This is a genomic window from Enterovibrio baiacu (genome assembly GCF_004120195.1).
In the GTDB taxonomy this organism is placed as follows: Bacteria; Pseudomonadota; Gammaproteobacteria; order Enterobacterales; family Vibrionaceae; genus Enterovibrio; species Enterovibrio baiacui.
Window position 1 is genome coordinate 1 of the sequence record NZ_SCHN01000011.1, and the last position, 22,658, is coordinate 22,658.

16 protein-coding genes are annotated in these 22,658 nt (G+C 48.7%); 11 read left to right on the top strand and 5 right to left on the bottom strand.

Annotated features, from left to right (window positions below; translation table 11 throughout):
- On the top strand, positions 1–277 hold a 277-nt coding region (locus tag EQP46_RS12560), incomplete at its 5' end, for an integrase core domain-containing protein (protein ID WP_161972862.1).
- A gap of 86 nt (positions 278–363) precedes the next feature.
- On the opposite strand, the gene EQP46_RS12565 is transcribed toward EQP46_RS12560, so the two are convergent.
- Positions 364–1,107 carry a YciK family oxidoreductase gene (locus EQP46_RS12565; RefSeq protein WP_129493992.1) on the bottom strand — a complete coding sequence of 248 codons (744 nt, stop codon included), beginning with the start codon at positions 1,105–1,107 and terminating at the stop codon, positions 364–366.
- 238 nt (positions 1,108–1,345) lie between these two features.
- Between EQP46_RS12565 and sohB the strand changes: the two genes are divergently transcribed.
- The 3 genes from sohB (at position 1,346) to EQP46_RS12580 (ending at position 5,224) form a co-directional block, all read left to right on the top strand.
- The gene (gene sohB / locus EQP46_RS12570) at positions 1,346–2,404 is read left to right on the top strand and encodes a protease SohB (RefSeq protein WP_129493993.1); all 1,059 of its coding nucleotides are present in this window, start codon (positions 1,346–1,348) and stop codon (positions 2,402–2,404) included.
- A gap of 8 nt (positions 2,405–2,412) precedes the next feature.
- Complete coding sequence (locus EQP46_RS12575) at positions 2,413–2,826, top strand: DUF805 domain-containing protein (protein ID WP_129493994.1); 414 nt, start codon at positions 2,413–2,415, stop codon at positions 2,824–2,826.
- Positions 2,827–3,196: 370 nt separating this feature from the next.
- Positions 3,197–5,224 carry an acyltransferase family protein gene (locus EQP46_RS12580; protein WP_129493995.1) on the top strand — a complete coding sequence of 676 codons (2,028 nt, stop codon included), beginning with the start codon at positions 3,197–3,199 and terminating at the stop codon, positions 5,222–5,224.
- 104 nt (positions 5,225–5,328) lie between these two features.
- Here EQP46_RS12580 and EQP46_RS12585 read toward each other — a convergent pair whose 3' ends face one another.
- Positions 5,329–5,574, bottom strand: a complete 246-nt coding sequence (locus tag EQP46_RS12585) for a YciN family protein (RefSeq protein WP_167482766.1) — start codon at positions 5,572–5,574, stop codon at positions 5,329–5,331.
- Between the two features lie 397 nt (positions 5,575–5,971).
- Between EQP46_RS12585 and topA the strand changes: the two genes are divergently transcribed.
- A complete protein-coding gene (gene topA / locus EQP46_RS12590) occupies positions 5,972–8,593 on the top strand; it encodes a type I DNA topoisomerase (RefSeq protein WP_129493997.1) in 2,622 nt (873 codons plus the stop codon).
- 141 nt (positions 8,594–8,734) lie between these two features.
- On the opposite strand, the gene EQP46_RS12595 is transcribed toward topA, so the two are convergent.
- Positions 8,735–11,455, bottom strand: coding sequence for a nitrate reductase (locus tag EQP46_RS12595; RefSeq protein ID WP_129493998.1), 2,721 nt, complete (start codon positions 11,453–11,455; stop codon positions 8,735–8,737).
- Positions 11,456–11,930: 475 nt separating this feature from the next.
- On the opposite strand from EQP46_RS12595, the gene cobA reads away from it, so the two are divergent.
- The 5 genes from cobA (at position 11,931) to EQP46_RS12620 (ending at position 19,340) form a co-directional block, all read left to right on the top strand.
- On the top strand, positions 11,931–12,857 hold the full coding sequence (gene cobA, locus EQP46_RS12600) for a uroporphyrinogen-III C-methyltransferase (RefSeq protein WP_129493999.1): 927 nt from the start codon (positions 11,931–11,933) through the stop codon (positions 12,855–12,857).
- 10 nt (positions 12,858–12,867) lie between these two features.
- Positions 12,868–15,444: a nitrite reductase large subunit NirB gene (gene nirB, locus EQP46_RS12605; protein ID WP_129494000.1), complete on the top strand. Its 2,577-nt coding sequence runs from the start codon at positions 12,868–12,870 to the stop codon at positions 15,442–15,444.
- 10 nt (positions 15,445–15,454) lie between these two features.
- Positions 15,455–15,793 (top strand): nitrite reductase small subunit NirD, encoded by a 339-nt coding sequence (gene nirD / locus EQP46_RS12610; RefSeq protein WP_129494001.1) that lies wholly within the window; start codon positions 15,455–15,457, stop codon positions 15,791–15,793.
- A 269-nt stretch (positions 15,794–16,062) separates the two neighbouring features.
- Positions 16,063–17,538 carry a NarK family nitrate/nitrite MFS transporter gene (locus tag EQP46_RS12615; protein ID WP_129494002.1) on the top strand — a complete coding sequence of 492 codons (1,476 nt, stop codon included), beginning with the start codon at positions 16,063–16,065 and terminating at the stop codon, positions 17,536–17,538.
- A 2-nt stretch (positions 17,539–17,540) separates the two neighbouring features.
- On the top strand, positions 17,541–19,340 hold the full coding sequence (locus EQP46_RS12620; protein WP_129494003.1) for a bifunctional protein-serine/threonine kinase/phosphatase: 1,800 nt from the start codon (positions 17,541–17,543) through the stop codon (positions 19,338–19,340).
- Here EQP46_RS12620 and EQP46_RS12625 read toward each other — a convergent pair.
- Positions 19,337–19,957 carry a LysE family translocator gene (locus tag EQP46_RS12625; protein ID WP_129494004.1) on the bottom strand — a complete coding sequence of 207 codons (621 nt, stop codon included), beginning with the start codon at positions 19,955–19,957 and terminating at the stop codon, positions 19,337–19,339. The two genes, EQP46_RS12620 and EQP46_RS12625, sit on opposite strands and share 4 nt — an antisense overlap.
- A gap of 301 nt (positions 19,958–20,258) precedes the next feature.
- On the opposite strand from EQP46_RS12625, the gene EQP46_RS12630 reads away from it, so the two are divergent.
- Complete coding sequence (locus tag EQP46_RS12630; protein WP_129494005.1) at positions 20,259–22,130, top strand: RCC1 domain-containing protein; 1,872 nt, start codon at positions 20,259–20,261, stop codon at positions 22,128–22,130.
- A 165-nt stretch (positions 22,131–22,295) separates the two neighbouring features.
- Here EQP46_RS12630 and EQP46_RS12635 read toward each other — a convergent pair whose 3' ends face one another.
- Positions 22,296–22,628, bottom strand: coding sequence for a thioredoxin family protein (locus EQP46_RS12635; protein WP_129494006.1), 333 nt, complete (start codon positions 22,626–22,628; stop codon positions 22,296–22,298).
- Positions 22,629–22,658 lie beyond the last annotated feature (30 nt).

A 22,658-nucleotide genomic window follows, 5' to 3' on the forward strand; every position in this document is an offset into this window, starting at 1 on the left:
ATATCAGTCTCAGTCTCAGTTGATAACAAAAGGATGGCGCGCATCCATGACTGACGGGTATGACTGTTATCAGAACGCACTAGCGGAACGGGTCAATGGCATTCTCAAACAAGAGTTCTTGCGTTATCGATGCAAAAACAAAGCAGAGTTGCTATCGCTGGTGAAGGAAAGTATCGATATATACAACAAACTTAGGCCGCACCTCAGCCTAGGGATGCAAACCCCAAATGAGGTACATGAAAAAGCCAGTAGGCAATACCCACTGGCTCTTACTTAAAACCGTCAACTTATTTTAGGACGGGACAGTAATCAATGCTTTTTCTAGCTTCTAGCTTCTAGCTTCTAGCTTCTAGCTTCTAGCCTCTATCGCTTCGGCTGTGCATCAATGCATTGACCGTTCACCGCTGCGCCTTCTGGTGCCATCAAGTAAACGTAAAGCGGCATAATGTCTTCCGGTGTTTTCAGGGTTTTCGCATCTTCACCAGGGAAAGCGGATGCGCGCATTCGTGTACGCGTGCCACCTGGGTTAATGGCGTTAACCTTCACGGATGTGTTGCTCAACTCGTCTGCCAGCACTTGCATCATGCCTTCAGTTGCGAATTTAGACATGGCATAAGCGCCCCAGAATGCGCGACCTGCATGGCCTACGGTGGAAGAGGTAAACACGATGCGTGCGTCTTCTGACTTTTGCATCAGTGGCATGATCGCTTGAGTCATTAGGAACGTCGCTTTGACGTTGACTTGCATCACTTCATCAAAGGCTTTTTCTTCAATTTGGTCAAACGGACTCAACACACCCAACAAGCCTGCGTTATGCAGCACACCATCAAGGCGTCCAAATTGCTGTTCAATGGTATCAACCATGTCGATGTAATGCTGGCGAGTTGCGCCGAGCATATCGAGCGGGATGATGGCGGGTTGCGCGCCGCCAGCGGCTTCGATTTCATCGTACACGCTTTCCAGCTTCTTCACTGTGCGTCCAAGCAAGATGACGGTTGCACCGTGTTGAGCGTAACTGAGTGCGGCTTGTCGTCCAATACCATCACCCGCGCCGGTAACTAAAATCACTTTACCGCTTAATGCATCGGCTGCTACTTGATACTCCACGTTACAATATTCCTTTTCTTATCGGCAATCCTGCCTGTTAATCTCGCTGCCCATGCGTCATGCATGCTCGTTAGAGAAAGGCGTTTACCCTTGCATTGTAAGTTGGCTCGCAGACAAGAAACAATAAGCTGTTGCAAAGAAAGCGAGGCGAAACCAGCACTTTGATACACATCCCTCGTGAATCTCGCGCTCGAATAGTAGTAGAATGGCGAGATATAACGATAAAGAGGAACACAGTTTGGAATTCTTGCTTGATTACGGCCTGTTTCTGGCCAAAGTTCTGACGTTTGCTGTCGCAGTCATCGCTGTTCTCATCATTGCAAAAAGCGCTGGTGGCAAACAAGGTCAGAAAGGGGAACTCGAAATCACCAATCTGACGGACAAGCACAAAGACCTTGTCCACGCGATGGAATCACACATTTATGACGAGGCCGCACTCAAGGCTCGTGATAAAGCAGAGAAAAAATCCGAAAAAGCCAAAGCTAAGGAAGCGAAGGCTGAAGCCAAAAAAATGACCGATTCCGCGTCACTGGAATCAAGCCGCAAACCCCATCTTTTCGTGGTGGATTTCAAAGGCAGCATCGATGCCCGCGAAGTAACTGCATTGCGTGAAGAAATCACCGCCATTCTAGCCATCGCAAAAGACGGCGACGAAGTGATGGTACGCCTTGAAAGTGGTGGTGGCATGGTGCACGCCTATGGCCTTGCCTCTTCACAGCTTGCTCGCATTAAGCAAGCAGGCATTCCGCTGACCGTTTCTGTTGATAAAGTGGCGGCGAGTGGCGGCTACATGATGGCATGTGTGGCGGACAACATTATCGCTGCTCCGTTTGCCGTTGTTGGCTCAATTGGCGTTATCGCACAATTGCCAAACTTCAATAAACTGCTTAAAAAACATGACATTGAATTTGAACAGCTCACTGCGGGTGAATTCAAACGTACGCTAACTATGTTCGGTGAAAATACCGACAAAGCGCGCGAAAAATTCGTCAGTGAATTAGAAGAAACACACGTTCTTTTTAAAGACTTTATTGCAGACCACCGTCCATCGTTGGATCTGGAAAAAGTCGCTACGGGTGAACACTGGTTTGGCAATCAAGCCCTGCCATTGGGACTGATTGACAGTGTGGGTACAAGCGACGATTACCTCGTCACCGCAGTCAAAGAAAAAGACGTTTTGGGTATTCGCTACGTGCAACGTAAGAAGCTGGCAGAAAAAATCGCAGGTTCAGCGGCAGAAGCAACAGATCGTCTACTGTTGAAATGGATTAGCCGCGGCCAGCGTCCGATCGTTTAGGAGTCAACATGAATCAGAAATGGGCTTTGTTTTCGTTCCAAGGCCGAATGAGACGCCGTGATTACTGGCTATACAGCTTACCCGTGATGTTCGCTGTGGTACCTACCTTGTTTTATCAAGGTGGGAATGCTTTGCTTGATGTACTGACGGTAGTGATCACACTGTTTGCGATTTTTGCTTCGCTTGCGCTTAACATTAAACGATTGAAAGACCGCAATAAGAACCCGTGGTGGATTGTGGTCACCTTCTTGCCAATAATCGGCCCCATCTTTGCTTTGGTTGAGTTGGGGATTCTGGATGGCACGCCAGGTCCAAATCAGTTTGGCCCAGACCCGAAAGGGCGTGGTGGTGATAAGTCTGATCAGGGCGGAAACTCTGTTCGAGAGGACAAAGAAAAAGATACCGCGGTGTTTGAGGGATAAGCCCAAAATTTGGTAACATAGGAAAGTCGGCAGGGGCAACAATGCAACTGCCGACTTTTTGTTTTTTAAATTTTTTTTAAATTTGTTTTGAAATCAGTGACATGGTTGTAATGGTTTTAAAACAAGAGATTTTTACCACTGTGAACACTATGTTTGCTAGTGGTTGGTGGGATTCTGGCTGCTGTAACCATCGGTTACAGAGAATATCACTACATGGAAATGCTCAACCTTCATTGTACGACTTTGGCAGAGTCTTCTTTGCCTTGCTCACGGCTTGATAAGTTTAGCGAAAGTAATTCGGATGTTATCTCCATGATTGGAGTGACTTCAGCTTTGAGAATCGTGTATAGAGTCTAGGTTAAGCGCTTCTATGGCAAGTATTAAGTATCGACCAGATGTCGATGGTCTCAGGGCTATCGCTGTTCTTTTAGTGATCGTTTTTCATTTCAATAAAGATATTCTTCCGGGTGGATTCATTGGTGTAGATATCTTCTTCGTGATTTCTGGATTTATTATTACGTCTGCAATCTATCCGCAAATTAAATCTGGGGATTTTACCTTTCTAGAGTTTTATGAGCGAAGAATTAAACGTATTTTACCACTATTCTATATGGTTGCATTGTGCAGTCTAGTCTCCGCCTATTTTTTATTTGCACCTAACGACTTTTCGGCGTTTTCTGATAGCTTACGTTATGCGTCAGTATTTATTTCTAATATTTATTTTGAAAAGAATACCGGGTATTTCGCACCATCGTCAGAAACCATGCCCTTGTTGAACATGTGGTCGCTTTCGGTTGAGGAGCAATTTTACTTTATATGGCCAATCGTTCTGTTGTTTTGTTCTCGCTATCTATCATCAAGAATAGTGCCTAAAGTGCTCATCGTCGCACTACTATCAATGATTGGCTATTCACAATACTTGGCACTAACTTCCCCTTCGGAGGCTTACTTTCTTCTTCAAAGCCGAGCATTTGAGATGCTTATTGGTGCGGCACTTGCGTTGCGGCTATCTCAATTGAGAAGTGAAGATCAATATTACAAAGCCCATGTCTATTTCCTCACAGGCATTGTAGGTGCGCTACTTGTTGTTATTGCGTTAATTACTCTCGACAAAGGTGATATTTTCCCTGGTGTGAATGCTGCGATTGTTTGTTTTGGCGCTGCACTCATCATTTTCTCAGGTGAGAGAAAAAACACACCAATTACACGAATTTTGTCCATGCCACTGTTGGTATGGCTCGGGAAATTATCATACTCTCTTTATCTATGGCATTGGCCTATTCAAGCATTCTACCGTTATTATCAGCCTGGTTTTGGTGTTAAAGGTTTCGTCTTTTGCTCAATATTAACTTTCGTACTCTCTTATTTAAGTATGAAGCTCGTGGAGAATCCTGCTCGACATTTTAAATTGAAAAGAAAATATGTGTTTTTGGGGTATTTCATTATTCCTGTTCTTTCTTTTGTTCTAATTGCTAAGCATATTGATAAACAAGAAGGTTTTCCTGAGCGATTTAGTGCTGAGGCAATGGCGCTATACTATGATTCTGTGTCTAAAATTGAGTTCGATGGGCAGAGTCGAAAGCAATTCGAAGGTTTCGAACCATTCCGGCCAATGTTGTTGGGCGACCAATCCGTTTCTTCACCTAGTGCGTTTCTTTGGGGAGATTCGCATGCGGAACACTTCCAGTCGTTCGTAGAAGAGTTAGGGAAAAAATATCACTTTGGAGCCTTATATGGTGGTCAAGGTGGTTGTCCTCCCATTGCTGAGGGTGGACGTGTGCGTCATGGAGAGCTAGAAGCACACTGTTACCAAAGCAATGAGCAGTTGTTGAAAAGAATTCTTGCGACTGACGTCGACGTTGTTTTTCTCGGAGGCCGATGGGCGACATATTCGGAAACAACGCTTGCCGAAAACGAAGATGGTCGAAATATCTATCTCGGCGATGATAGTGATCGCTCGGAGAGCATCAACAACAATCGCCGCGTGTTTTCTGCGGGGTTAGAAAAGACAATTGCTACCCTTATTGCACATGGGAAAACCCCGGTAGTGTTCGGACAGGTGCCATCATTTCCTTTCAAGCCAAGCAATTGCTTGGTTAAAAAATCGAATTATCGTTGGGCGGCAAAGGATAGTTGCGACACACGCTCTATGCCATTTTTTGATAGATACTCCTACGCGAATAATTTGCTGTTGGATTTACAGCGCAAGTATCCTGAAACAGTGATTATTGACATGCCGAAGCTGGTTTGTGATCGCGACGAATGCGTAAGTTCGTTACATGGTAAGCCTTTGTATAGCGACAATAATCATATCAATTCGGTGGGAGCACGAGCGTTTTACAATGCTTACATGCAAACAGATGCATCAAAAGTAATGAAGAAGTTGTTTGCCAGTTAGCTAAAAATCAAGGGCCTGAGCGTTCAGGTCCTTGATTCAGCATTTAGCGGTAGATGTTAAATTCAGCAAATATCGTTGGCTAGATATCACCGATATCATTATCACTAGGTCAATGTATATTGCTTCGAAAGCTGATGCGCAAGGAACTTAAACATATTAAAAACAGCGGTTGTTTTTGGAGTGGGTAGTCCATTGCTGTCGAGGAAATATTCGCCTTTGAAGACCATCACACCGGCTTTTTCCTCAACGGAATCGGCGTTCATGCCTTCGATGTAAGCGTCATGATCGCGGATCATCGCGTTGGCGATGTTGAGAAGCTCAGTGGCGGAGATAGGAGTCTTGTCTGACATACTTTTCTGCATGATGATGAAAAATGAGTGTCTATTATAATCCCATTGCATATGTGTTAGGCAATCGGTTCTAGCTGACGAAAACATCGCCAAAAGCAATGTTATTGTGAGCCAAGCCAGAAAAATTAATTGCGAAATGGCCTTTCTGCATGCGTCAATGGTAATGATTAGCGCGCTTGCAGATGTGAGACTACGCTAAACCCCCAATATGTCCGATTGGCTGTTCACAAAAGAACAACAACTGTGGAAGCAGCAACCAATCGGGGGGATTTCGAAAGAAACAGGTTGATATTCAGATCTAGTCGCTCAATATTGTAAATAGCGTCAGCGTGCCACCATAATGCACGTGATTTGAATTAATAGATTGAATTTTAAACGCAAGGGCGTACTGGTCACTATGGGTAAATCTCTCGTTATCGTGGAGTCCCCGGCAAAGGCAAAAACGATAAATAAATATCTGGGCAAGGACTTCATCGTTAAATCGAGTGTTGGTCACGTCCGCGATCTGCCTACCGGCGCTTCACAAGGCGGTAAAAAAGCTGCACCTACCTCTACCAAAGGGCTGAGCGTAGAAGAAAAAGAACGCATTAAAAAAGAAAAGGACAAGAACTCGCTGATCAACAAGATGGGTGTCGACCCATACCGTGATTGGAAAGCGAACTATCAGATCTTACCGGGTAAGGAAAAGGTCGTTTCTGAACTACAAACGCTTGCTGAGAAAGCAGACGTTATTTATCTCGCAACGGATTTGGACCGTGAGGGTGAGGCGATTGCCTGGCACTTGCGGGAAATCATCGGCGGCGACGACAGCCGCTTCAAGCGCGTTGTGTTTAACGAAATCACCAAAAATGCAATCCAGCAAGCGTTCCAAGCGCCTGGCGAATTGAACATGGATGGCGTGAATGCACAGCAAGCACGCCGCTTCCTAGATCGCGTTGTTGGTTTCATGGTGTCTCCACTGCTGTGGAAGAAAGTTGCACGTGGTTTGTCTGCAGGTCGTGTTCAATCGGTGGCGGTTAAGTTACTTGTTGAGCGTGAGCATGAGATCAAAGCGTTTATCCCACAAGAATATTGGGATATTCACACTGACACGACGACCGCGAGCCAGAACGCACTGCGTTTGGTGGTAGCTCAGCAAAATGGCGAAGCGTTTAAACCGCTAAACCAAGAGCAAGCGATGTCAGCGACGGATACGTTGAAAAAAGCAACGTACAAAGTCGCTGACCGTGAAGACCGCCCGACATCGAGCAAGCCATCAGCACCTTTTATTACGTCAACGCTGCAGCAAGCGGCGAGCACCCGTATGGGCTTTGGCGTGAAGAAGACCATGATGCTGGCTCAGCGCTTGTACGAAGGCGGTTACATCACCTATATGCGTACCGACTCGACCAACTTGAGCCAAGAAGCGGTTGAATCTGCACGTGAGTTTATCGGTAGCGAATACGGTGAAAATTACTTGCCGTCAGCACCGATTAAATACGGTTCGAAAGGCAATGCTCAAGAAGCGCACGAAGCGATTCGTCCTTCAAGCATTGACGTGAAAGCCGATGATCTTCAGGGCATGGACCCAGATGCGCATCGTCTGTACGACCTGATTTGGCGTCAATTTGTTGCGTGTCAAATGACACCTGCAAAATACGATTCAAGCACCATTACAGTAAAAGCGGGCGAGTTTACGCTGAAAGCGAAAGGCCGCACGCTACGTTTCGATGGTTGGACTCGCGTTCAACGCCCAATGGGCAAGAACGAAGATACTACCTTACCGCATGTGGATGTGGGCGAGACGCTAACACTTGAAACTGTCGATCCGAAGCAACACTTCACCAAGCCACCTGCACGCTTTACCGAAGCGGCGCTTGTTAAAGAGCTTGAGAAGCGCGGCATTGGCCGTCCATCAACCTACGCATCGATCATTTCGACGATTCAAGATCGTGGTTATGTGCGTGTAGAGCAGCGTCGTTTCTACGCTGAGAAGATGGGTGAGATTGTGACGGGTCGTCTTGATGGCAGCTTTGCTGACCTGATGGATTACGACTTCACTGCGCGTATGGAGGGTAACCTCGATAAAATCGCGATGGGCAGTGAAGATTGGAAAAACGTACTGAACAACTTCTTCAAAGCGTTTACCGATGATCTGAGCAAAGCGGAGTTGGATGAGCTTGAAGGCGGTATGAAGCCTAACAGCATCGTTTTGACTGACATCGATTGTCCGACGTGTGGCCGTAAAATGGGTATTCGTACCGCATCAACAGGCGTATTCCTCGGCTGTTCGGGTTATGCATTGCCACCAAAAGAGCGCTGTAAAACGACCATCAACTTGATGGATGAAGAAGGCATCGTTAACGTACTGGAAGAAGACGTTGAAACCGCCGCATTGCGTGCGAAGAAACGTTGTCCTAAGTGCGAAACGGCGATGGATGCGTATCTGATTGACCAAGATCGTAAACTGCACGTTTGTGGTAATAACCCAAGCTGTGACGGTTATTTGGTTGAGAAAGGCGAGTTCAAACTCAAGGGCTATGATGGCCCTGTGGTTGAGTGTGACAAATGTGGTTCTGACATGGTGCTGAAAAATGGCCGTTTCGGTAAGTACATGGATTGCACCTCTGAAACTTGTAAGAACACGCGCAAGATCCTAAAGAATGGCGAAGTTGCGCCACCAAAAGAAGACCCAGTACATTTCCCTGAGCTTCCTTGTGAAAACTCAGATGCGTACTTTGTGCTTCGCGATGGTGCATCCGGACTGTTCATGGCAGCAAGTAACTTCCCTAAATCGCGCGAAACCCGTGCGCCTTTGGTTGAAGAACTGGTTCGCTTTAAAGATCGCATTCCAGAAAAATACCAATATCTGGCAGATGCACCAGCACAAGACCCTGACGGTCGCAAAGCTGTGGTTCGCTTTAGCCGTAAGAGCAAAGAAAACTACGTGCGCACCGAAGATGATGGCAAGCCATCAGGTTGGACTGGCCTATTTATCGACGGTAAATGGGAAATCACAGATAAGCGTAAGAAGAAGTAATTCTTCGGCGTGAACATTGAACAGGCAGCCTGATGGCTGCCTTTTTTATTCCAGTGGTGTTAGCAAAATAAAAGAAGGAATGCGGCGCTAAACCCCTCTATTTTTTTCTCGCTTCTCGCTTCTCGCTTCTCGCTTCTCGCTCTATCCTGCTTTTCGTTGCGCCAACTTGCGTGTACAGACGCGATCGACAATGTTGCCTATCTCTGCGGTACAACTGCCACAACCGGTACCTGCGAGCGTTTGGTTGCTGACGTCTTGAACACTTTCCGCATTACCATCAATTAATGCCACTTCAATGGTATCTAACGACACCTGTTTACAGGCACAGACAATCGGGGAGCGGGCGGCCAGCGAACCTGAGAGAAAGGCGTGAATGTCTTGGCTATCAAATTGACTGGCGAGAAGCTGTGATATGTCTGGCTGTTCACTTTCTTGCTTGAGCGGAAAGGCTGAAAATGCAAACAACGGCATTTTGTCCTGATAAGTCACAACACGACGCCCATGCTCTGCGTTGCCATGAACGAGGGCGGCGCTTTCAACAGGCGCCAATGTCATGATCTTGGCGGGCACGGAGGCACAGCTTTCTTTGAATTGAAAGTGGTAGAGGTAACCCCCTTCGATGGCTTGAAGCACCCAATAGTCTGCATCGAATGTGTTGAGCTGTTGCTTGGTAAGCCGTGTTTTCGTCACCAAGCTGACCGCGCTTTGCATCATCAAAGGTTTGATAGACACAGGTGTTGTTTTAAATTCGGGTTGACCCGAAATGGGGTCGGTGTGTGCGGGGATCACCGCCGTTACCTTTCCACCGGAGCAATTCATCTTGTTCCAGTGGATCGGCGCGAAGCTCTGTCCCGGAATCACGCGATTGGTCACGTGGGCTTTAAAAACCTGCTCGCCGACATGGCTCATCACATTAACCAGCTGGCCTTCTTTGATGCCCCTGTCTGTCGCATCGAACGGGTTGATTTCGATAATGGGTTCGATGGTATGGGCGTTTAATGCCGCAGAAAGCCCTGTACGCGTCATGGTGTGCCATTGGTCTCTAATTCGCCCTGAGTTGAGGATCATGCTGTATTGCGGCGTAATCGGGCTTACAGGCGCTTTGTGATCAACGGCAATAAACCGCGCTTTTCCATCTGGTGTGGAAAAATCCCCTTGGGTGAAAAGACGCCCCGACGCAATGTCATTGCTCACGATGGGCCAGCGCGTCGGCGGGAACGTGTTGTAATCGTCGACGGACAATCCCTTCAACGCGGAGAGGTTTAGCTTCCGTTTTGTCGCATCACCGTCTTGGTTTCCGATCGTCGTCATCGCGACATATTCTTTGAAAATGTGCGCTTCAGTGGGGTAATCGAAGGCGTGAGGGAACCCCATCCTTTTGCCCACTTCACTCACGATCCACCAATCGGGTTTACCTTCCCCTGGTGTCGGCAGTAGTCGACGCTGACGAGAAATCATGCGTTCTGAATTGGTAACCGTTCCGGATTTCTCACTCCACCCTTGCGCGGGCAGTTTCACGTGGGCGTAATCCAAGGTTTCGGATGTCGACACACAGTCAGACACAATGACCAGCGGGCATTTCTCCAAAATCTGCGCGATCCGATCACTGTCAGGCAGACTGACCGCGGGGTTCGTCGCCATCACCCACAGCGCTTTGATTTTCCCGCTTTCGATGGCGTCGAACATGTCGATGGCTTTCAAACCTTGTTGTGTCGCCAATCTGTCGGTTTGCCAAAAATCACTGACCAAGGCGGCGTGTGTGTCGTTGCCAAACTCCAAATGTGCTGCGAGCGTGTTGGCAAGCCCGCCGACTTCGCGTCCCCCCATGGCATTGGGTTGACCCGTGATGGAAAAGGGGGTGCTACCAGGGAGTCCAACGCGGCCAGTGGCGATGTGGCAATTCAAAATGCTGTTGGTATTGTCCGTGCCGCTGGTGGACTGATTCACACCTTGGGAGAACATGGTGACGGTTCTGACATGTTGGCGAAACAGGCGGTAAAAGGTCTCGATGTCTGACAGTTTCAATCCCGTCGCTCGGGCCACAGCAGCGACCGAATTGAAACGTTGTGCTTGTGTGAGTGCGTCATCTAACCCTGTCGTGTGGTTGGCAATGTAACTTTGGTTCAGTTGTCCATGCTTGGCGAGATCGGCCAGCAAACCATTGAACAGCGCAATGTCGCTGCCGGGCGTCAGTGGGAGGTGCAAGTCCGCGATTTCACAGGTACTGGTTCTACGTGGATCAATGACCACAACTTTGGTTCCGCGTGTCTCTTTCGCGGCTTTCAAGCGTTGATACAGCACGGGATGACACCAAGCGAGGTTTGATCCCACCAAAACGACGAGATCTGCGATGTCTAAATCTTCATAAGTGCCGGGTACACAATCTTCCCCAAAAGCGCGTTTATGACCCGCCACGGCAGAGGCCATGCAAAGACGGGAATTGGTGTCGATGTTGGCAGACCCAATGAAGCCCTTCATCAATTTGTTGACGACATAGTAGTCCTCGGTCAAAAGCTGCCCGGACACATAAAATGCAACGGCATCGGGGCCATGTTCTTCGATGATATCGTTGAGAGAGGTCGCAACATGGTTAAGCGCAGTGTTCCATGTTGTCGCTTCACCCTCTATGGAAGGGGTAAGCAATCGCCCTTCAGTCGTGACGGTGTCACCGAGCGATAATCCTTTTGAGCAGAGTCGGCCTAGGTTAGCAGGGTGAGATTCATCCCCTCTAACGTCGAGTTTCCCGGATGCATTAACCTTGGCTTCGATCCCGCAACCGACACCACAATAGGCACACGTAGACTTGATCCATTCGCTTTTGTCTTTCTCTGATGTAGTTTGGATATTTGTCACTTCACTCACCTATCCCTGTTTCATTTCTTATTTGTTTGCGAGTAACACACAGCAAATAACGCGCCACTTTCAACATTGGTAAAAATAACAGCGGCATAGTTGGAATGAATGCAGGGTTTTTAGGTTAAAAGAATGATGTGGTTGAGTTTTTGTCTCTGCGCCAAGAAAGTGCGAACAATGAAAATTATTAATAGTTTCTGTTCATTCTGGTGCAATGCAATAAAAAGGTGCACGTAAAAAGTGCACTTCAATGAATCATTGAAAGCGGTTTTAATTGTTTTTGAAGATAGGGGGTAAATAAATAGAGTATATAAAACATTTAGTTATGATTTTATGAACTCATGCTTGGCTGTGCTGGCACTCTACTTGCTCTATTGACAAAAAAATAGAAAGCGATGATTTCACAAAAGACGCATTCGTGAAAATAGAAGTGTGTTTATTTCTTTAACGTGAATTATCGCATGGATGTATTGATGAGGTCAGGATGGCAAATCGCACATATTCAATTATGCCAAATAAACAGTCTTATACACTCAAAGGTCGTGAAGGGTTATTAAGGCAAGCACGTGTTGCCGCTATTTCATCAAGCGTTTTTGATGGCGTGAATAACAAGAGAGCGAAACTCGAAGAAAGCCAGCGCAAGGTGGGTACTGTCTTTCTGGTTGGTGCGGGGCCGGGTGACCCCGATTTATTGACCATTAAAGCACTCCGTTGCATTCAACAGGCCGATGTTGTCGTCTATGACAGACTCGTCAGTGCAGAGATTCTCTCGCTCATTCCTTCAGACAAAGACATTTTCTACGTCGGTAAAGCCAAGGGCGCGCACAGTGTCCCCCAGAATGATACCAACGCCTTGCTGGTTGAATTGGCGCAGCGTGGAAAAAATGTGTGCCGACTAAAAGGTGGAGACGCTTTTGTCTTTGGCCGAGGCGGGGAAGAAATGCAGACCCTGCATCAGGAAGACATTCAAGTGGAAGTCATTCCTGGGATCACAGCCGCTTCCGGCTGCACCAGCTATGCAGGTATTCCTCTTACGCATCGCGGTTTATCACAAGGTTGTACCTTGGTGACAGCGCATGCCGAAAAAGATTTGTCAGTAAACTGGAGCGCACTCGCCGCTTTGGATCATACCTTGGTGTTCTACATGGGGCTGTCGAAGCTGTCCCTCATCAGCGAAGAACTCTCTCAAGCCGGTTTGCCTTCAACAACGCCTGTCGCGGTGATCGAGAAAGGGTGTACCGCTGACCAGCGCGTATTTATCAGCGACCTCGCCACGATCAAGGATGCCATCAAGCACGAAGCGGTGGTGTCGCCGTCATTGATTGTCGTGGGCAAGGTTGTCTCGCTGGCAAAAGAATTGGATTGGTTTATTACGCAGACCACAGAACAACTTGAAAAGCTTTCTGCATAAGGATTTGAGCATGGAAAAGAAACGTATTGTCGTTATTGGCAACGGCATGGTTGGGCATCGATTCATTGACGAACTGTCCCAAAAAAACAGCGACGCTCAGTTTGAGATCATTACCTTTTCTGAAGAGCCGCGCTTAGCGTATGACCGCGTCCAACTTAGCAGCTTCTTTAGCGGCAAAGATGCCGACGATCTCATGCTGACCAGTGAAAACGAATATAAAGAGAAAGGCATCACGTACTTTTTGAACGAAAAAGTGGTGTCTATTCAGCGCGAGAAAAAATGTGTGGTCACAGATCAAGGTCGCGAGATTGCTTACGACAGCTTGGTGCTCGCCACAGGCTCATACCCGTTTGTTCCACCGATTCCAGGTAACGAGCAGCCGCATTGCCATGTCTATCGCACCATCGAAGATTTAGAAGCCATTCGCGCTTCTGGCGACAACAGCAAAGTTGGCGTCGTCATTGGCGGTGGCCTATTGGGCTTGGAAGCGGCAAATGCCATTCAAAATATGGGGCTGGAAACCCATGTGGTGGAGTTTGCGTCACGTCTGATGGCGGTGCAGTTGGACGAGGGCGGCGGCGAGCTGCTGAAGCAAAAAATCACGGCATTAGGCGTGAATGTTCACACTGAAAAAGCCACGCAAAGCATCACGAAAGGCGAGACGTGTCGATACAAACTCACCTTTGCAGATGGTACAGAACTTGAGACCGATATGGTGGTGTTCTCTGCGGGTATCCGTCCTCAAGACGAACTCGCCAAAGCCCATGATCTGGCTTTGGGAGAGCGTGGCGGTATCGTCATTAACAACCAATGCCAAACCAATGATAGCGACATTTACGCCATCGGTGAATGTGCGCTTTGGGATGGGAAAATCTTTGGCTTAGTCGCGCCGGGTTACCAAATGGCCAAGGTTGCGGTTGCGTCAATTTGCGGCACCGAGGCCGAGTTTAAAGGGGCTGACATGAGCACCAAACTCAAATTGTTGGGTGTGGATGTTGCTAGCATCGGTGATGCGCAAGGATCAACGCCGGGCGCCCAGTCTTACACATTCTCGGATGGCATTGAGCAAGTCTACAAACGGATCATCGTTTCAGAAGATGGGAAAACTTTGCTGGGTGCGGTGTTGGTGGGGGACGTTGAAAGCTACCCGAACCTATTACAAACCATGCTGAATGGCTTGCCTCTTCCTGAGTTCCCTTCTGTGTTGCTCCTGTCTAATGACGCGGCTGACAGTGATTCTGGATCGGCAGGGTTAGCGACCTTGCCGGATGAGGCGCAGATTTGTTCGTGTTATGACGTGACCAAAGGCTGCATCAAAACAGCGGTGGCGTCAGGTTGCACCACCATGGCAGATCTGAAAGCGGAAACCAAAGCCTCAACGGGCTGTGGTGGCTGTGCGGCGCTGACCAAGCAAGTGATGGATGCAGAGCTTGCTGCGCTTGGGCACGAGGTGAACAACAACTTGTGTGAGCACTTTGAGTATACGCGCCAAGAATTGGCGGACATTGTTCGCATCAAGAAAATCAAAACCTTCGATGAGTTGTTAGAAAGCCATGGTAAGGGGCTGGGCTGTGATGTGTGTAAGCCGACCGTCGGGTCGATCTTGGCGTCATTTTGGAATGACTATGTGTTGAAAAACGAGCACATGGGGCTACAAGACACCAACGATATCTACTTGGGTAACATGCAAAAAGACGGCACCTATTCCGTCGTGCCACGCGTCGCTGGTGGCGAAATCACCCCCGACAAATTGATTGTGCTGGGGCAGGTCGCGAAAGACTACAACCTCTACACCAAAGTGACGGGCGGCCAGCGCATTGACTTGTTCGGCGCCCAGTTACATGAATTGCCAGAAATTTGGAAAATTCTCGTTGATGCAGGGTTTGAAACCGGGCATGCCTACGGGAAATCGGTTCGAACGGTGAAATCTTGTGTGGGTTCTACATGGTGTCGTTACGGTGTGGATGACAGCGTGGGCTTCGCCATCAACATCGAAGATCGCTACAAAGGGCTTCGTTCTCCACACAAGCTGAAATTTGCGGTGTCAGGCTGTACGCGCGAATGTGCGGAGGCCCAATCGAAAGACATTGGCATCATCGCAACAGAAAACGGCTGGAACTTGTATGTCTGTGGCAACGGCGGCATGCGCCCGCGTCATGCTGATCTGTTCGCGTCCGACCTTGATCGTGAAACCCTGATCAAATACATCGACCGCATTTTGATGTTCTACATCCGCACCGCAGACCGTTTGCAGCGTACCTCTGTGTGGCTGGAAAACCTTGAAGGTGGATTGGGCTATCTCAAACAAGTGGTGATTGAAGACAAGCTCGCTATTGGTGAAGAGTTGGAAGCAGAGATGGCAGCCAGCCTCGGTCAGTACCAATGTGAGTGGAAAACCACCATCGAATCACCAGAAAAACTCAAACGCTTCAAACACTTCATCAACAGCGACCAAGCTGACAGTGGGTTGAAATTCATCACGGAGCGTGGTCAGAGAGTGCCTGCACCTGCAGTGCAAATTGTAGAGCCGACGAAGGTCGCGGCAGAGCCAGAAAAACGCATTGATGTTGTAGAGATTGAAGGGTAGGAGAGGCGGTATGTATCAGTGGCAAACCATTTGCGATAAGACAGATTTGGTAGAGAACACGGGTATTTGTGCTCTGTTCAACGACAAGCAAGTCGCCATCTTTCTCTGCGGAAAAACCGACACGCTTTATGCGATCGACAACTTCGATCCGATAGGGAAGGCGAACGTGCTGTCGCGCGGGCTTCTCGGGTCCATTGGCGAAAAAACCGTGATTGCCTCTCCGCTGTATAAACAGCATTTTTGCCTCACCAGTGGAGAGTGCATAGAGGACGAATCCGTGTCGGTCATTACCTATCCCGTTCGACAGCATGACGGTGCTGTTCAATTAGGTACGCTGAATATCAAATAAACCGATGCTCACGCTCTGTGGATGCAGCGGCATCGATGGAGCGTTAATAGACAGTGTGCCTTTTCGCAGCGAAATAGGGTGTAACCGCACTGTCTTCTTTTCCTTATCAGGTTGTTGTTTTTAAAACCTCGTGCTCTGACGCTCTCAGCGCAAGCCACGGTGGGACAAGTGCGCCCAAAATAAGGGAAAAATGAAAAGCCAGAGACATGAAAACTGCAGAAATAAAACGTTGCAGTTCAAAGGATTATTTATTAACGAGGACAGGAATTATGTCAGGTAGCGAGAAGTTCAACGTATTTTCCTTTACAGGGAAAATGAAAATACTTCATTTAAGTTGGTTCGCCTTTTTTATTACGTTTGTGGTGTGGTTTAACTTTGCGCCATTACTGCAATCGGTAAAGGAATCATTAGGATTAACCACCGCAGAAATCAAAACACTTCTTATTCTAAACGTCGCCTTCACCATACCCGCTCGGGTCATCGTCGGCATGCTCACAGACAAATACGGGCCACGCTTGGTTTACTCACTCTTGCTCGCGATTTGTTCTATTCCCTGTTTCGTGTTCGCGCTCTCCGATAACTTTGTTCAAGCCGCCATTGCGCGCTTTGCACTGGGTTTGATTGGCGCAGGTTTCGTTATCGGTATTCGCTTGGTATCAGAGTGGTTCCCGCATAACGAGTTAGGCACAGCAGAAGGCATTTACGGCGGTTGGGGTAACTTTGGCTCAGCAGCGGCTGCATTCACTCTTCCAACGGTTGCCGTGATGTTTGGTGGTGAAGATGGCTGGCGTTATGCCATGGGTATTACAGGCCTCATGAGCTTGTTCTTCTCGGTTATTTTCTACAGAAGCGTTACTGACACGCCAAAAGGCGCGACGTACTACAAGCCGAAAAATGGCGGTGCAATGGAAGTGACCTCTAAGAGCGATTTCTACTTGCTGCTGCTGATGAAAATGCCGATGTACGGTGCGCTAGCGCTACTGGCGTGGAAACTGTCGCCATCAGGCATTGGCATGTTATCAGACGCGATTGTGATGGCTATTTACGTGGTGCTTGCGCTGATTTATGCGTTCGATGCCGCTCAAGTATGGAAAGTGAACAAGCATGTGTTTGTCGAGCCTGTGCCTGAAATTCACCAGTACAAATTTAAGCAAGTGGCCGTGTTGAATGTACTCTACTTCGCCACCTTCGGCTCTGAGCTGGCTGTGGTTTCCATGCTGCCACTGTTCTTTGCCGACACGTTTGAACTGACCCCTGTCGTAGCAGGCATGGTGGCATCGGCGTATGCCTTCATGAACTTGATGTCTCGCCCAGGTGGCGGATGGCTGTCGGACAAATTTGGTCGTAAACCGACGCTGCTTATCCTAACGGCTGGCCTGGCAGTGGGTTACTTTGTGATGGGACAAGTGGATGGCGCTTGGCCAGTCTGGCTCGCGGTTGTCGCAGCAATGGGCTGTTCGTTCTTCGTGCAATCGGGTGAAGGGGCAGTATTTGCAGCCGTGCCACTGATTAAACGTCGTATGACAGGCCAAATTGCGGGTATGACGGGCGCATACGGTAACGTCGGTGCCGTGGTGTACCTCACTGTGTTGTCGCTGGTGGATTACAGTACCTTCTTCTTAATCATTGCCGGTACAGCGGTGCTTGGCTTTGTCACGTTACTCTTTATGGAAGAGCCTTCCGGCCAAATTGCCGAAGTGAATGACGATGGCACGATCACCATGATTGATGTAGCGAAAGCCTAACTATGAAACCCGAGGTATTGTCCACGCCTTACATGGCGTCAAATGCCGCGAAAGAGTCCGAGAAGCTTGCTTCTCGGCTCGTCGTTCGCGCGGGAGGGGGCTCTGTTGCGGGGCGAAAGCCCCCAAATCAAGATGCCTTTGCCGTTAAAATCCCCAGCAACCTGAGTGAACTCAAACACAAAGGCGTGGTTGCGACGATTGCGGATGGCGTAAGTTCAAGCGAGGTCAGCCAAAAGGCCAGCGAAACCAGTGTGACGGAATTCATCAATGACTACATGGATACGCCGAACACGTGGTCTGTGAAATCGTCAGCGGGGGCGGTACTTAAATCCATCAACCATTGGCTTTTCCATCACGCAAAGCAAGACGGTGAGAAATCCAATGCCATGGTCGCCGCGTTTACGGGCGTTGTCATTAAATCAAACACTGCCCATCTTTTTCACATGGGTGACTGTCGGGTTTATCTTCTTCGAGATAAAACGCTGACGCAGTTAACTCAAGACCACCGCCGTTACACCAGCAAAACACAGCACCACTTAACGCGTGCTCTTGGCATTGATAGCCATTTAGAAGTCGACTACAAGTTATCCGCGGTTCAGGCTGGTGATGTGTTGTTGATGACCACAGACGGCGTGCATGATGCCTTGTCAGAAAAGGACATACTTACCTTCCTGAAAGGCAAGGTATGCGGCCAAGACGAAAGCCTTGAGACCGTTGCGACAGCGCTGGTAGACAAAGCGTTGGCGGCGGGCAGTGATGACAATATCTCCTGCCTGTTTCTTGCCATTGATGCGTTGCCGAAAGCTGCTTTCGATGAGGCGTTTCGGCATCGCGCAGAACAAGTTATCCCGCCAGTGTTGTTGGAAGGGCAACAGATCGACCACTTCCAGATCAAGCGCGTGATATACAGCGGAAGCCGAAGCCATTTGTATCTCGCGAGAAGCACGCAAGATGACAAACAATACGTTTTGAAAATGCCGTCTCAGAACTTCGCGGACGACGACGTGTATCTGTCTGGCTTTATTCGGGAAGGGTGGATCGGAGAGCAAGTACGGCAGCGTGGCGTGATGAAAATTCACCCCCAAACTTGGCATTCGCGCTTCCTCTATCATGTCTGTGATTATGTGGATGGGATGACGCTCAGGCAGTGGATGCTTGATAACCCGACGCCGACACTCACGCAAATCCGTACGCTTGCCAAAGGCGCGATTCGTTCGATGCGCGTCTTACAGCGTATGGCTGTGGTGCATCGTGATATCAAGCCTGACAACCTGATGGTGGATAAAGACATGAACCTTGTCCTGATCGATTATGGGACGGCACAAGCGCAAGGCTTGGAAGAACTGTCAGGGCATGTTGAAGAAAGTTATCCCGTTGGGGATTTAAATTATGCTGCGCCTGAGTATTTGAAGGGAAACAAAGCCACCTTGTCGTCAGACGTCTATTCACTCGGTGTAACCTTCTACGAAATGCTCACAGGGCATTTACCGTTTAAGCCAGTGAATGCGTCAAACCCACGAGCATCAAACCGACAAACCTACACCCCTGCGGTGGTGTTTCGGCCTGATGTGCCTGATTGGTTTGATGCAGCGCTGAAAAAGGCGTGTCATTCCATTCCATCCGCGCGGTATGACGTGCTGTCAGAGTTTGAGCAAGATTTGCTGACCCCGAACCGGGATCTAGAAAAGACAAGCCAACAGCGCGCGATGATCGAAAAAGACCCCGTGCGCTTTTGGAAAGGGTTATCCGTGGTGTTGTTTACGATGGTGATGTTGCTTACGGCGCTGCTTGTTCAGGCTTAGCGCTGCGCGGTTAACGCAAGCATGACTCCTACACCCATGAATGTACCGCCAAAGGTACGTGGCAGCCATTTGGAATGAGCAAGGCGCTTGGATCGCGTGAAGGCTTTCACGCCCCAATAGCCATACCCGCACAGACAGGTGATTGAACAGCACATGAGCGTGACGACCAGTAAAGAAAACTGAGGTAATAGCGCTTCGTTGATGTTGATAAACTGCGGAAATAACGCCGTGGTAAAGACAATGGCTTTTGGGTTGGTGAGGGCAACCAGCACACCTTGCAGATAGTAACTTTTGGTATTCACGGTTTTAGGCGCATCGTCCAAAGAAATTGCCATGCCGTTTCGCCATGTTTTTATGCCGAGGTAAAAGAGGTAGCACGCCCCCAGCACTTTGATCACCAAAAACGCGGTGGCAGAGCTCAACACCAAGGCACTCAGCCCCAGCACTGAAAACGAAGACATCAAAAACAGCCCCGTGACATTCCCCAAGATCGTAAACACCGCTTTTTTTAACCCTGAACGAACCGAATGCGTCATCACCAGTAAGATCGCAGGCCCTGGAGAAAGCGCCGCGATAAAAGCAATCGACAGAAAGGCGAGCCAAGTTTCGAACGTCATTGTTTCTCCTTGATTGCGTGAGGTGATGAAAATCTAGATTTGGGTCGGATTCAGATAGACCCCGCGATAACCACATGCTGGTGTGAACAAAAATCACGCATTTATCCTTCCATAAAACCATGTTGTGTATGCAATAGAAAGCATCATTGGCTTATTAACGTGTCAGCTATTGAGACAAAAGTCCTGTTTAAGATTGGGGGGGGGAATTACTGCCTGATCTGCGTTAGGCGCATATTGTTTTTTCCTCAAATGAGAATAAGAATCGAAACCAGTATCATGCGCATAACCAAAGGGGAAAATAATGCTCAACAAAAAATGGATGTCACTGGCATTGGCAAGTACCGCCGTTGTATTGACAGGGTGCCCAGCGTTAAAGGAAGGCAAGCTAGATCTTCCCGTGGAGGGAATGCATTACGAATCTTCGGTTTATAAAGGGACAACGGACGAAGAGGGCTCGTTTTATTACTTTGCTGGCGACAAAGTCCGTTTCAGCGTGGATGGCGTGAAATTTTCGAAAGTGAAAGGAAAAGAAACGGTATCACTTGCTGCGTTGGTACGTGAAGATGACTTGCGTGACGAGGAATCTGTCAAACTCCTAAAAATGCTGATCGCGCTCGACAGCGATGGTGACATGTACAACGGATTGTCCCTTGATGCGGCAACTTCTTCTAAGCGTAAGCGCGCTTTCAAAAAACTTTCTGATGCGCAATACGAGAACATTGTGGGTGATGTCGGCGACGCGCAAGCGTATGCCTTTGTGAAATGGGAGCAAGCAGGCTCAGACATTGCCATGGCCGCGGGTAACCACCACACCCTAGGCTTGAGCGCGGAAGGTAAGCCTTTCAGCTTTGGCGAGAACTATGGCGGTTTTGCTTATGGCGAAGATCTGAACCGCTACTGCGACGGAAAAATGCGCACCAAGCTTGGCCGAGCATCGGACCTCTATCTGCCAGAAGGCACTGAACTGGTCACGGAACCACGAGATGGCCTGACAGAAGCGGAAGGTGGATGCTATGTCGATTTGTTGAACCAGCGTCTCTACGGCCTTTCAAACCCTACCTCTGCGTGGATTGACACGGATGGTGTTACGTTCAAATCCATCTCTACCGATCAAATTGATGGCACCATGGTGACGGAAGACGGTCGCTTGTTTGTGTTTGGCCCTAACAACCGTGGTCAATTAGGTCTCGGTCATGAAGACACCGTCGATGCGCCAGTGGAAGTGACATTACCCGATGACGAGCTAGCGGTGTATGCGACCAGCGGCAGTGCGAGTGCCTATGTTGTCACGCGCTCAGGCAAGGTGTATTCAGCGGGTGACAATGGGAATTTGCAGCTAGGCCGTGTGGACGACAAAGATGCAGATCAAAATACCTTCGGGCTGGTGGACATTCCTGCGGACGAATTTATTGTGTCTGTTGCGATTCGTGACCACCATGTTTTTGCCCTGACGGCGCAAGGCGATGTCTACTCTTGGGGTAACAATGCCCGTGGTGGTGAGCTAGGTGATGGCACCGTCAATGCAGACCGTTCCATGCCAGCGAAGATTTTAGAAGGTAAAAACATCATCGCAGTAGAAACTGGCGCTGACTACGGTTTGGCGGTTGATGCAGAAGGTACCGTATACGGCTGGGGCAGCAATGACTATGGCGCACTTGCTCAAGGTACACCTGTTGCGAACAGCGCAGGCACGCTTTACAAAGTGGAAGACATCACGTCACTGCCTACGCCAGAAGTGCTTGTAAACTTGCTTCCTGAAAACCTAAGTGGTGATCGTATTGTTGAATTCCAGGGTGGTAGCCGCAACGCTCACGCGCTGACACTGGGCGGTGATGTTTACTCTTGGGGTGACATGGGATCAGGCTACATGGGCAATGGGTACGCGGTTGATGATCTTGGTATCGAGCGACAAATTGCGGTTCAGCCTGTGAAGAATGAAACGTTGAGCGAGGTAAACGTTCTGTCGTTGAATTCAAATACATCAAGCCATTTTGCGGTTGATGACAACGGCAAGGTATGGGCGTGGGGTTCAGCGGCTGACGGTAAACTCGGCGTGGTCGAAGATTACTGTGCTGAAGTGAACGCGGACGCTTACGGTGAAGCGGCGTCAACCAGTGTTTGTTACACACCAGTGGCCTTGTCTCTTGTGCCGACGAGCGCGGAATTGAAATAAATGCATTAAACGTGTATTGAGCGAAGTAACACGCGTCATCAGCGATTCCGTTGGCTAGCGGATACCCGAGTAAATCGAGACGCACATTCGATACGGGAAACGAAAGAAGGTGGCTTAGCCACCTTCTTTTTTCTACATACAGGCTGACGCCGAGCTAACGAATGTTCAAGCCTCTTCCATGATGGCTAGCACTTCATGCGTCTCTGTTGGGCGAACAACCCGCGCCACTTCCACGCCGTCTTTTAGCAAAATCACCGTTGGCCAGAGTTTCACCTTAAAGTGACGACCAAGCGGTTTTCCTTTGCCATCAAAGACCTTGATATGAAGCATTGAGGTAGGCTCGAGTACCTCTTTGATTGCGTCCTGCGCGCCTTGGCAATGAGGGCACCAAGGTGCGCCAAATTCGATCACCGCCAAGCCTTTCAGGTGCGTGACATCATCAATGGTAGGTGCGTCTTCGTCATAATCAGGTTTGAACCCGATTGTTGATGCTTTCATCGTGTATTCTTCCTTGAAGCGTATTGGGTT